Here is an 11826-nt window from a genome sequence, read left to right on the forward strand (position 1 = left end):
GACCTTGGAGTGAGAGTCGTGGAGGACATCAGCCAGAGTCTCGGGAGCAACTATGGGGAAGAAAAGGCGGGTCTCTATGGAGATCTTGTAGTGTGTTCGTTTGAGGAAGATAGTATCGTGTCTACCGGGGGCGGAGCGGCGATAGTCTTCAACTCAGAAACCTTTCTCCAACCCTTGAAAGAACGCTATCGTCATGTCAAGGCCTATGAAGAGTTGCCCGATATGAATGCTGCCTTGGGAATCATTCAGATAAGTACGATCGTGGACCAACTGGCCAAACGAAAGGAATTATATTCCTTATATAAAAAATCGCTCTTGAAAACTCAGCATAAGGCCTTTGGAATCGGAAATATCGATTTTAATCCCAATGGCTATGGTTTTAGTGTGGTTCTGGACTCAAAGATCGAAGACGCGATAAAATTTGCCAATAAATACCAGGTACCGGCAGAAAAGACCTTTGCCTCTTGTATCGGTAGTAAGTTTACTGATAGGTTTGATCTTTTTCCCAATGCGACGGCACCCTTGCTTCGAGCGTTATCTTTCCCGACCTATCCATTTTTGAAGCAAGGTGATATCGAAATGTTGATGAAAGTAGTTTCGCATCTTCCTTAAGGAGCACTCATGGAACAGAGAATAGTCAGACAGGTCCTGATAATTGCCAACTGGAGAAAAGAAGCGGCCCATGGACTGTCAGGAAAGATTCAGGAATATCTCAGCCTCAAGGGTATTGGATCGGTGATTTTTAAAACCTCAGCGGAAAATACTGAATTGGTGGTTGAAAAAGGAACTGATCTGGTCATCTGTCTTGGAGGTGATGGAACAGTGCTCTATTGTGCGCGTTATCTCCAGGATTTAGGGATTCCAATACTGGCAATCAATCTAGGGACTTTCGGATATATAACCGAGATTTCAGTCAATGAATGGCAGGAAGCGATAGATCATTACCTTGCCGGGCTCAATAGCATCAGCAGGCGTTTGATGATTCGTGTCGAAGTAGTCCGTAATGGCAAGAAAGTATTTACCGGACATGGGCTCAACGAGATGGTGGTCTCTTCCAGTGGCATAAGCAAGGTAGTCAACCTTGGTCTTTCCATAGGCCAGACCGATGCAGGCTTCTTTCGTGCCGATGGTATGATCATTGCAACCCCAACTGGTTCTACCGGGTATAGCCTTGCCGCAGGCGGTCCTATCCTTGATGTAGACCTCTCCTGCCTTGTCGTTACTCCGATATGTCCTTTCACGCTTTCCAACAGACCACTGGTCATAAGTGGTGAATCGAGGGTTTCCATACATATACTCAAAAAGCAAAGAACTGGCTTGATGCTCTCCGTAGATGGCCAACAAAATTTTGAACTATATGAGGATGATTGCATAATAGTGGAGAAATCCCGGAGCAAGGCCTTGCTGGTTACAAGCGAAAGGCGTAACTATATAGAAGTAATTCGTGATAAACTCAACTGGTCTGGAGGAGGCTTGCATGCTTGAGCGGCTTGAGATTCACCATTATGCCCTGATAGAAGATGTAACTATCAATTTTTCTGAGGGCTTTACCGTCATTACAGGGGAAACTGGTGCAGGAAAATCAATCATTCTTGGGGCACTTTCTCTTTTGCTTGGCGAAAAAACAGATGTGCAATCCATCCGGAGCGGATGTGAGAGTGCTACGGTAAGTGCAAATTTCTTTCTTGGAGAGACTTCTTCTCCCAATTTGCTCTCCTTGCTGAACATGCATGATCTGGAATTGGATGATGGCTCCTTGATCTTGTCCCGTACGATAAAAAGCAATGGTCGTTCTTCCATTACCGTACAAGGAAGAGTAATGACTCGTCCAGATCTTGCTGCCATAAGTGACGAATTGATAGATATAAGTGCCCAGAGGGATCATCAGAGCTTGCTGTCACCGGCTCATCAAAGAGATGTCCTGGATGCCTTCGGTTCCTGTGGCCAGCAAAAGATGGAGTATCAGAAGCAATATGGTATATGCCAGAATCTTCAAGATGAAATAGAAAAACTGAAACAAGATATTCAAACCTCCTCCAGGGAATCGGAATTCCTTCGATTTGCCCTACAAGAAATAACCAAGGCAGATCCAAAACTTGGAGAGGATGACAAGATTGCCGAACAGGTGAGGACTATCGGGGCTTTCGAACAAATCCACGATGCACTCTCCTTGGCCAGTGAGTTGCTCCATGGAACTGAAAACGGTTCCAGTGTCCTCGGTTCCTTGCATCAGGCATCTGTCCAATTGGCCGTAGCGGCCAAAGGTGATGGTAGCTTGGAGCAATACAGGGCGAGGATGGAGGACGTCAGTATAGAATGTGAGGATATTTTTGAAAGCATTCGTGATTATTTGGCATCCTTGTCCTACTCGCAGCAACAGCTTGATGAATTGCAAACCCGTCAGGCCTTGCTCCAACGGCTGAAAAAGAAATATGGACATTCCCTTGAGGCTCTGCTTGCCTTTAAGGAAGAATGTCAGACAAAACTTACGCAAAGCGAGAACGGCGAAGAACTACTTTTTGACCTTGAAAAAAAACTGGACAGGGAAAAGGCAAAACTCAAAACCCAATCTGCCTTGCTTTCAGGGCTCAGAAAACAAGGATCAATTCGATTGCAAGGGGAAATTGAGCAAACCCTTCGATTGCTGGGAATGCCTCAGGCCACTTTTTCCATATTGGTTGAATCTTGTGAACCCGGGCCAAATGGCAGTGATGAGATTTCCTTCATGATCTGTGCGAATCCTGGACTTGATAGCAGATCAATACGGGAAGTTGCAAGCGGTGGAGAATTATCGCGAGTGATGCTTGCCCTCAAGACGGTCCTTTCCCTGCACGATAGTGTAGGTACCTTGATATTTGATGAAGTGGATGCCGGAATTGGAGGAAGCGTCGCTGTTTCCGTTGCTAGACAACTGAAAAAACTCAGTGAAAGTCACCAAGTACTGGCAATAACCCATCTTGCCTCGATTGCTTCACAGGCCAATACCCAATTGGTGGTATCGAAACGGGTGGATCAGGGTATGAGTTATTCAAATATCTCAGAGGTAAAAGGCGAGGAACGGGTTGGTGAAATAGCAAGGATGCTCAGTGGCGATGCAGACAGTCATGTCAGTCTGGTGCATGCCAAAGAGCTTTTGCAACAATAGGATGATACTCAAACCTGAATGTCGAAATTCAGGTTTCTTGCCAAGGTGTTGATCATTTGCGTATCAATTTCCTTATGTATTTTCTTGGAACCTGAAAGATACGGATAGATGGCATTCTGCATGGTGGTGAGATTAGGTTGAAACTTGAAATTCCTTATCAATTCCAAAAATTCCAGGATAAACCTGATCGTTTCACCTTCCAGTCCCTTGGTATTGATGGTATAGGCTATAGCATTGATTTTTGAATCAGTGATGGCTTTGATTGCCTCTATTTCCGTTGATTTTCCATACTTCAACAGGAAATCCAACAGTAAGCCTGAAGATACTTTATACCGATCCCACATATTCATGGTTGCATGGGTGAAGAGATATTTAAGGGAACTAAGACAAGCTCCGATGGTTTGCAAATGTACCGATCCCATCGGTAGGTAGGGACTTGTCTTGGCCAGAATGGAAAAATTCTGGATATCAAAAATTATTTTTTGGACTTCATGCTCACTGAGCAGACAAATGCTCCTGTCTATTTCCTTGTAGAGTGCATCGAGCATTTTTTGCGGGATATCTGAATTGTCGAGGCTGTAGTCGTTTTTATCTCCCGTAGTCTTGTCTTCGATTGATAGCGTGAAGACATGAGGCGTATTCAATGGTGGATGGTCCAATTCAGTAGCCGTACAATGATAGGAATTGAGGGAAGTGGCGTTGGAAATTTCAAACTCAGACGAAAAAGCTTCCTCCTTCTCAATTTTTTCCAAGGTGTACCAGCCGTAGTGGTCCTTGAAATCTTGTTTCAAGGCAACTTTTCGGTTCAAAAAGAAAAAGAGGCAAGCTTCGACTTCGCCCGGCAATTCCTGCAGTTCCGAATTGGCAATCGTTTGTCCCGTACCATCTTGTTTCCTGTTGCTTTTTGCCATTTCGAGCTCATCCAGGAAGGGTTTCAAGAGGTCCTCTGAACAAAATCCCTGAAATAGATCGATTGCTCTCAGGGCATATTCAATATTCTGTCGTGGCTCCAAGCCTCCGATGTCGTTGAAAAACCAACCGCAACTGGTAAATGAGAATTCCTTGTTTTTTATTCCGGAAAGGAGTTTTGCCAGGTTGGGTTGTTCTGCTTCCAAATACGGGAAATCCTTGGTTAAATCGTTGAGAAAGGGGCCCATCTGAAGTGGATCGGCTACCACCTTGCCATAGCGAAGAAGAAGATCTTCTCCACTGAGGGAATCGTTAAAAATCCTCTTGATCTCTTTATTGAAGCTTGCATCGATTTTTTCACCAAGATGATCAAGGCTGTCCCTGAGGGGAGTCCTCCATTTTTGGTTCCATCCCTCGTCTCCTCCTGTATGGCAACCACAGTCACGATACCACCGTGAAACTCCATGGGAGCATGACCAGCTGGTACCTTTTCCCTCTTCCCCGGCGTAGAGTTCTGCGTGGAGGGTAGCCGGATGGTTTTCCAGAAAAGACGCATAGTTTGTAAAGGAAAAATCATTACGTTCATTGATCTTTTTGATCAAGGCAGCCAGGGCCATGTCTCCGAAGGGTTCGTGGTGGCCATAGATCTCGCCATCGGTCGCCGTATTGATCATGGGTTGATTTTCAGTTTCCTTGATGATGAGCAGTTGTTCATAGAGGTTATCCGCATCCCTGAGCAAATGGCCGAAACTGATTCCCTCTGCAAGGGATGGATTGTAAAAAAAGGCATTTACCGTACCGCCTTTTTTTCCTGTCAATATGAAGGGATTCCCGTAGGGCGGGGCAAAACCATTGCAATCCATCATGGTTCCGTTTTCGGTCTCTATGGATTTGCATTGCCAGGGGGAGAGAATGACAAACTTAATGCCAAACTCAGACAATAGGTCGATAACCATCGGGTTGATGGCTGCCTCCGGTAACCAAAGGCCTTCTGAATCCCTGCCGAAACGCGCCTTGAAGTCCTCCAGACCCCAAGCAATTTGGAGTTTGGCATCCTCTTCAGTGCATAGGGGAAGTATGGAATGATTGAATCCTTGGGCAATTGCATTGCCATGACCGAGTCTTTTCAGGCTCTCGCGATCTGCCGCTACGATCATTTCAAGGGTTTTGGGATGTTCTTCCCCGAGCCAGCTCAATAGGGTTGCCCCAAAATTGAAACTGATATATTCGAAGTTATTGGTAATGGAAAGTATTCGCCGGACTCCCGAGAGGTATCGTGAATTGACATTTGCACTATAGCAATCGGCATATACCCGTTCATTCCAGTTGTCATAGGGTTTGGCGGAAAGCTGTTTTCCGATGATGCCTGTCCTTGGATTTTCTCGTGGTGGTTGGTAGAAATGTCCATGCAGGATGATATTTGTTTTATTGTCAGTTGTTGTATTCATAATTATGAAGGGTAGTATAGCATAACCGAATACCCTGAGGATAGAGTTTCTATGGAACGCGTGCAATCTCTTCAGAGTATGTACCTTGCAAGTTTTTGCTGTCTGGGTAAAGATGAAGGAGGAGGCTTCAAGTGAGTATACATATCGTTGCAAAGAAGGGGAGTGTAGCAGAGTTCGTCTTGCTCTGTGGCGATCCTCTGAGGGCAAAACATATTGCCCAGACATTTTTTACTGATTCCTCTTGTTATAACGAAATACGAGGAATGTACGGGTATACTGGGCTTTGGCAGGGACATAGGGTTTCCGTGCAAGGTACCGGGATGGGAATGCCTTCTTTTTCAATTTACGCCCATGAATTGATTGCGGATTACAAGGTTCGTGGACTTATCAGGGTCGGAACCTGTGGTACCATAAGCGAAAAGATCGGACTTAAGGAAATAATCATTGCCCAGGCTGCCGATAACGATGGTGGAATCAATGAATCGCGATTCGGTTCCTATTGCTTTGCCCCTTGTGCTTCCTTTTCCTGGCTTCACAAGGCCTATAGTCTTGCCCTGGAGCAGAAATTGACTGCAACTGTTGGTACTGTTTTTACTTCCGATCAGTTTTATGACGGAAAGATCAAGGAAAAAATGGCTGTTGCAAAGTCCCTCGGGGCCTTGGCGATAGAAATGGAAACTTGCGAACTCTATACCCTTGCAGCACTGAACCAAGTCCAGGCTCTCTCCCTTTTGACGGTAAGCGATTCTCTCTTGACCGGTGAACAGGTTCCTCCCCTTGAAAGGCAAGTTGCCTTCAATGAAATGGTAACTCTTGCCCTTGAGACCTTTTTTTCTGATACCTTGTAGAGCTTTTGGAACTGGACGCAGTTTGTTTCCCTCCTATTGGTACTATTTGATACGCTGTTGACTAACTTTTCTGTTTCTTTTACCATGAATCTCAAGTAAATCGCTTAGAATGCGTTTCTGGGAGCAAGCATGATTCTTATCAATATTGATTCCTTGTCTACTACCGAATTGCAGTACATAGCACAACAAGAGGGATTTGAAAATTGGTCCACCCTGGATAGGGATGAACTTATCGAGGAACTTGAGGATGCCTATGAAGATCAGGATGACACTCGTCTCGATCCAAATGTCAAAACTTCGGTGGTGAGGAAGCGTTTTTGTAATGCCCTTACCGATTATCGAGGTACCCAACAAGATATCAACGGCCTTCCTGGGGTTGAAGATCTTCCGGATACCTATGCTGAAACTTCCATACATCTTCTTTTGCGCGACCCGGAATGGGCTTACGCGTACTGGTCCATTGCCCCAACTACCCGTTCGTCCTTATTCGGTGAAAATGAAATCCAGAAAGGAGATCTTTTTCTTCGGATTACCACAATTCGGTGTAAGGACAAGGATAAGAAAACCTTTGATATCAACATCGGGATTGAAGACACTCAATGGAATATAAACCTTTCTGATATGGGGTGTTCCTATTCTGTTGCCCTTTGTTTCAAGGATAGGAAGGGAACCATAACTTCCTTGGCCGAGAGCAAGAGCGTTGAGACTTTCTTCCCCTATTGGGCAGATCACTATGATGAGATTGCCATGAATCGAAAGCTCTTCAATATCCATTTTTCTTCGGTAGTGACCAAAGAAGGCGAGGTAGCAGACAATGTCATCTTGCGTGAAATTGCCCAGACCTTAAGCAAGGGGGTGCTTTGATGTCCCATAATTCCATAGCCTTTATTCTCAACGCCCATCTTCCGTATGTAAGGCATCTTGAATATCCCCGTTTCCTTGAGGAAGATTGGCTTTTTGAATCCATTTCCGAAAGCTATCTCCCCCTTCTGAGAATGTTCAAGAAACTAAGGAGCGAGAAGGTTCCTTTCAAATTCAGTATCAGCCTTTCTCCGACACTTTGTTGCATGCTTACTGATGGAAGCTTGCAGAATCGGTTTAATAATTATTTGGAACTGAATAAGGCTCTTGGTGAAAAGGAAGTGATTCGTTGTCAACAAGAGCAACCTGAGTTCCTGGAAATGGCACAGCTTTATCTTGCCAATGCCAACCAAAACTTACTTGATTTCAATGATACCTATCATGGGAATATTCTCGAAGGTTTCCGTAACCTTGAGGCTACTGGTCATCTTGAATTGATTACTACTGCAGCTACCCATGCATACTTGCCCCTGTATAAAGATTATCCGACAGCCATCAATGCCCAGATTGAATTGGGGGTACAGTCCTTCCTTTCTCATTTCGGACATATGCCCAAAGGTTTCTGGCTTCCTGAATGCGGGTATTATCCCTCTCTTGAGGAGAAACTGAAATACCACGGAATCTCTTGGTTCCAAGTGGCAAGCCAAAGCATGCTTCTTTCTCCTGATCGTGTTGAATATGGAGATTATCAGCCTGTTCAATGTCCCAACGGAGTCGCTGCCTTCCCTCGTGACTATGAGGCTACGAGTCTTGTTTGGTCAAATAGCAGTGGATACCCTTGTGATCATCTCTATCGGGAGTTTTATCGGGATATTGGTTTTGATCTTCCCATCGATTATATACGCGAATATATACATGAACCAGAGGTTCGTGTGTTTACCGGATATAAATACTGGGCGATTACCGGAAATACTGATCAGAAAGTTCCGTACAATATAGCCCTTGCCCAGAAAAAAATTAAGGAACATGCTGCCAATTTCTTGTATAATATCAAGAAAAAGGGAGAAAACCTTTCCAGGGATATGGGTAAAGCTCCTTTTTATACCCTTGGTTTCGATGCAGAATTGTTCGGACATTGGTGGTTTGAGGGAATTGACTGGCTTGAACAGGTCATCCGACTTTCTGCCAAGGAGAATAGTGAGGTGCATCTGACTACTCCTTCTTCCTTCCTCGCTGGATCAAGGGAACTTCAGACTGTCCGTCCGGCGTTTTCTTCCTGGGGGCAGGGTGGATATAGTTCAGTTTGGCTCGATGGCTCGAATGCCTGGACTTATAGACATATCCAGAAGGCAATCGAACGAATGGAAGAGCTATCGCTTAGATTCCCCGACCAAATCAGCCTCAAGCAGCGATTTCTCAATCAGGCTGCCCGGGAAGTCTTGCTTTCCATGGCCAGTGACTGGCCATTCATCCTGTTCAATAAAAGCAGTACGGAATATGCGGAGAAGCGTTTGCGTGACCATTTGAGGAATTTCAATGTAGTCTATGGCAATATGTGCAAGAATGCAGTCAACACGGAATGGCTGGTAAAAGCAGAAAAACGGGACATCATTTTTTCCGATATCGATTACAATATTTTCAATCCTGAACGCTGATCTGGCAATTTTGCCAATTTACCCCTCTTTTTCGAAAGAGGGGCTTTTTTATATCTTTTCTCAAGTTTTTGTCTACGCCTGTTAAGTATATAAAATTATTTCTTGTCGGTCCTTACTCTTTTGGTATGAAAACTTCCTTGTGTTCAAGTGGGATGAAGTGTACATTTATGGGACAAAGTGGGTTATTTTCCCAAATTGTCCGTGTTTTCTTAAGGAGAATGGGCATGTTGACAGGTGAATTTTTCAACACCATTGATGACAAAGGTAGGATTCTTATTCCTTCTAGGATACGAAGTGCGCTGGATGGCGAAGCTTTGTATGTGACTAGGGGATTGGAAACTTGTCTATGGCTGATGCTCCCCTCCGATTTCGAGACCCTGAAGAATTCTATAGTGAATGGCCCGGGGGCGATGTTTGACAGAAAACTGCGAATTTTGCAACGGGGCATGATTGCTCCGGCTCAGTTGTGTGAAATAGATAAGGTTGGAAGAATTCATATTCCCCAATCCTTACGGGAAAGCGTACATCTGGAACTTAAGAATGAATCAGCCTTGCTTGGTACCGGTAATTATCTGGAACTCTGGAATAAAACCGACTACGAAGCATATATACAAGAAAGCATGGGTGAATTTCAGGATGCTGCCCAATCGCTGAGTGAGATGATCAGGGAGGAACTGTAATTGGAATACGTCCACTATTCGGTAATGAGAGACGAGATTCTCCAGTACTTGGTTCCGCCGATCGATCGGCCAGCACATATGGTTGACTGTACATGTGGAGAGGGTGGGCATACCTACCTTTTCCTTTCAAAGTATCCGAACCTTCAGATTACCGGTCTTGATCGCGACAGTGGCATCCAACAGAAAGCCATACATCGTATGGAAGAGTTTGGAAATCGTTTTATTCCCGTCAACACTTGGTTCGATGATTATTTCAAGGGATATGAAGGTCCTGGCTTGGATCTGGTTTTATTTGACTTAGGTATATCTTCCTATCATTTTGAGGAATCGGAACGGGGGTTTTCCTTTCGAAAGGGAGAAGAACTGGATATGAGGTTGGATAAGACAGCCCCGATCAGTGCAGAGGATGTAGTCAATGGATATCAGGAAGAACGTTTGGCAGATGTAATCTATAAATATGGGGAAGAGAGATACTCGCGTAGGATCGCCAGGGCAATTGTCGAGAAGCGAAAACTTGGACGGATTACCCAAAGTGACGAATTGGCCTCCATTATTTATAAATCGGTACCGTCTGGGTATCGATATGGGTATCTCCATCCTGCCACAAGAACCTTCCAGGCACTCCGTATTGAAGTGAATCGGGAGCTTGATCGGATTGAACCTGCAATCAAGGGTGCTCTGGATGCAATGGTACCTGGAGGCCGTATGGCTGTCATCAGCTTCCATTCATTGGAAGATCGGCAGGTAAAATGGCTTTTCAAGGGACTGGGGGAAGGGGACTCCCCGACAATCAAGATCCTTACAAAGAAACCTTTGGTGCCATCGGAAAATGAAAACAATGAAAATCCTCCAAGCAGAAGTGCAAAACTGAGGATTGTGGAAAAACTTTAAGGAGAATGATATGGGAAGCGACTGGTATACATCAGATCTTCAACAGATACCGCATCCTAAGAATGAGAGGCTAATCTTACTCCGGCATGCAGGGGTTCTTGCCATGCTTTTTGTAATAATGGCCTGTCTGTTCATTCCTGTCTGGCAAAGTGCAGTCAATAGGTCCCTTTCGGTGGATCTCCAACAAGAAAAGGAAGATTTACAGGCAATGGAAGAGCAGCATCGAATTCTTCGCTCTCAGATTGCCTCCCTGTCCATGCCAGAATCGTTGGTTGATGAGGCTTGGAAAAATAATGTCACATTTACACAAATCGATGCTGATCATCTCTTTATGGTTGCGAGGAAAAACTGATGGCCAGAAACGGTGGGTTTTCCAATCAATACTATAGCACCGGTCAAGTAGCCTCCTTCTGCGGGGCTATCGTGGTCAAGGAAGGCAGTAAAACAGCCCAAGATGTCCAAATAGATTCACGCTCCTGTTCCGATGGTACGGTATTCTTTGCTTTGCCCGGGGAAAAGGTAAATGGTTTTTCCTATATACTGGATGTAGCTTCCCGCGGAGCCAGTGCCGTAGTTGTCCTTTTGGAAAATGCGAAGGAAGCCAAACTGTTATTGAAGGATTTTCCCTGTGCCATCCTTGGGGTGCATGATACTTTGCATTCCTTGCAACTTCTTGCCAAAAATTATATTGCCCAGTTCAACGGGATATCCTATGTAGGGGTTACCGGTAGTTGTGGTAAAAGTACGACCAAGGAAGCTCTTGCCTCGATTGCCCGTACCCTGGGTTCAACTGTGAAAACCCCTGGAAATCTCAATAGTGAAATTGGATTGCCCCTTAGTCTGCTGCAGGTTCAGCAAGATACCAAGTATGGAATTTTTGAAATGGGCATCGATCATGTCGGGGAAATGGATAGAATGGTTGACATGGTAAAACCTGATTATGCCCTTCTGACCAATATCGGACTTTCTCATCTTGAAAAATTCGGGACCTTGCAAACCATCGCCAGGGAAAAGGGAAAGATCTTTCACCCTGCACTTAGTGAAGGATTCATTCACAAAACTTGCAAATATATCCCTTCGATTGAACGGGAAGCAAAGAAAAAACTTAACTATTTCAGCTATGACGATATGACTTATACGGATCTTGGTCTCGATGGCTGGGCCCTCCACTACGAAGGCGAAACTTTTATAGTGAAATGTGTCGGAAAACATCTGCTTTTGGATGTTATAGGGGCAATAAAGGTCGGAAAAGCCCTTGGAGCCAATCCCCGGCAAATAGCTGAGGGGCTTGAAGGGTTCGTTCCCATGAAGGGCCGGAGTACCGTGATAAACGGAGATGTCACCATTATTGAGGATTGCTATAATGCAAGTCTCGATTCGACCAACTCCATACTTGATTATGTCCAGGCCTTGCAATGGAAAGGCTACAAGAAGGCGGTCCTCGGCCCC

General features: G+C 44.9%; 11 protein-coding genes. 10 read left to right on the forward strand and 1 reads right to left on the reverse strand.

Going from position 1 to position 11826, the window contains the following annotated elements:
* The 3 genes from ACHZBG_RS16275 to recN all read left to right on the forward strand — a co-directional run.
* A partial coding sequence (locus ACHZBG_RS16275; RefSeq protein ID WP_320130517.1) for a DegT/DnrJ/EryC1/StrS family aminotransferase occupies positions 1–612 on the forward strand: 612 nt, incomplete at its 5' end.
* 9 nt (positions 613–621) lie between these two features.
* Positions 622–1485 carry an NAD(+)/NADH kinase gene (locus tag ACHZBG_RS16280; RefSeq protein ID WP_320130518.1) on the forward strand — a complete coding sequence of 288 codons (864 nt, stop codon included), beginning with the start codon at positions 622–624 and terminating at the stop codon, positions 1483–1485.
* Positions 1478–3145 carry a DNA repair protein RecN gene (gene recN, locus ACHZBG_RS16285; RefSeq protein ID WP_320130519.1) on the forward strand — a complete coding sequence of 556 codons (1668 nt, stop codon included), beginning with the start codon at positions 1478–1480 and terminating at the stop codon, positions 3143–3145. The genes ACHZBG_RS16280 and recN overlap by 8 nt, the downstream gene beginning before the upstream one ends.
* A gap of 8 nt (positions 3146–3153) precedes the next feature.
* On the opposite strand, the gene ACHZBG_RS16290 is transcribed toward recN, so the two are convergent.
* Positions 3154–5502 carry a DUF3536 domain-containing protein gene (locus ACHZBG_RS16290; protein ID WP_320130520.1) on the reverse strand — a complete coding sequence of 783 codons (2349 nt, stop codon included), beginning with the start codon at positions 5500–5502 and terminating at the stop codon, positions 3154–3156.
* A gap of 131 nt (positions 5503–5633) precedes the next feature.
* On the opposite strand from ACHZBG_RS16290, the gene deoD reads away from it, so the two are divergent.
* The 7 genes from deoD to murF all read left to right on the forward strand — a co-directional run.
* Positions 5634–6350 carry a purine-nucleoside phosphorylase gene (gene deoD / locus ACHZBG_RS16295; RefSeq protein ID WP_320130521.1) on the forward strand — a complete coding sequence of 239 codons (717 nt, stop codon included), beginning with the start codon at positions 5634–5636 and terminating at the stop codon, positions 6348–6350.
* 129 nt (positions 6351–6479) lie between these two features.
* Complete coding sequence (locus tag ACHZBG_RS16300) at positions 6480–7214, forward strand: DUF4912 domain-containing protein (protein ID WP_320130522.1); 735 nt, start codon at positions 6480–6482, stop codon at positions 7212–7214.
* The gene (locus tag ACHZBG_RS16305) at positions 7214–8806 is read left to right on the forward strand and encodes a 1,4-alpha-glucan branching protein domain-containing protein (RefSeq protein WP_320130523.1); all 1593 of its coding nucleotides are present in this window, start codon (positions 7214–7216) and stop codon (positions 8804–8806) included. Before ACHZBG_RS16300 ends, ACHZBG_RS16305 begins: the two co-directional genes overlap by 1 nt.
* 224 nt (positions 8807–9030) lie before the next feature.
* On the forward strand, positions 9031–9486 hold the full coding sequence (gene mraZ, locus ACHZBG_RS16310; protein WP_320130524.1) for a division/cell wall cluster transcriptional repressor MraZ: 456 nt from the start codon (positions 9031–9033) through the stop codon (positions 9484–9486).
* Positions 9487–10377 carry a 16S rRNA (cytosine(1402)-N(4))-methyltransferase RsmH gene (gene rsmH, locus ACHZBG_RS16315; protein ID WP_320130525.1) on the forward strand — a complete coding sequence of 297 codons (891 nt, stop codon included), beginning with the start codon at positions 9487–9489 and terminating at the stop codon, positions 10375–10377. It abuts the gene before it with no gap.
* Between the two features lie 10 nt (positions 10378–10387).
* A complete protein-coding gene (locus ACHZBG_RS16320; RefSeq protein ID WP_320130526.1) occupies positions 10388–10729 on the forward strand; it encodes a hypothetical protein in 342 nt (113 codons plus the stop codon).
* Positions 10729–11826: Mur ligase family protein (gene murF / locus ACHZBG_RS16325; protein ID WP_320130527.1), on the forward strand; the 1098-nt coding region annotated here is incomplete at its 3' end. The genes ACHZBG_RS16320 and murF, both read left to right, overlap by 1 nt.

The sequence above is a fragment of the uncultured Sphaerochaeta sp. genome, assembly GCF_963676625.2.
In the GTDB taxonomy this organism is placed as follows: domain Bacteria; phylum Spirochaetota; class Spirochaetia; order Sphaerochaetales; family Sphaerochaetaceae; genus Sphaerochaeta.

Excerpts from the sequence above, each read along its gene's own strand:
- recN (WP_320130519.1), top strand. The coding sequence starts at position 1,478 with ATGCTTGAGCGGCTTGAGATTCACCATTATGCCCTGATAGAAGATGTA.
- ACHZBG_RS16305 (WP_320130523.1), top strand. The coding sequence starts at position 7,214 with ATGTCCCATAATTCCATAGCCTTTATTCTCAACGCCCATCTTCCGTAT.
- ACHZBG_RS16280 (WP_320130518.1), top strand. The coding sequence starts at position 622 with ATGGAACAGAGAATAGTCAGACAGGTCCTGATAATTGCCAACTGGAGA.
- mraZ (WP_320130524.1), top strand. The coding sequence starts at position 9,031 with ATGTTGACAGGTGAATTTTTCAACACCATTGATGACAAAGGTAGGATT.
- ACHZBG_RS16290 (WP_320130520.1), bottom strand. The coding sequence starts at position 5,502 with ATGAATACAACAACTGACAATAAAACAAATATCATCCTGCATGGACAT.
- ACHZBG_RS16300 (WP_320130522.1), top strand. The coding sequence starts at position 6,480 with ATGATTCTTATCAATATTGATTCCTTGTCTACTACCGAATTGCAGTAC.
- ACHZBG_RS16320 (WP_320130526.1), top strand. The coding sequence starts at position 10,388 with ATGGGAAGCGACTGGTATACATCAGATCTTCAACAGATACCGCATCCT.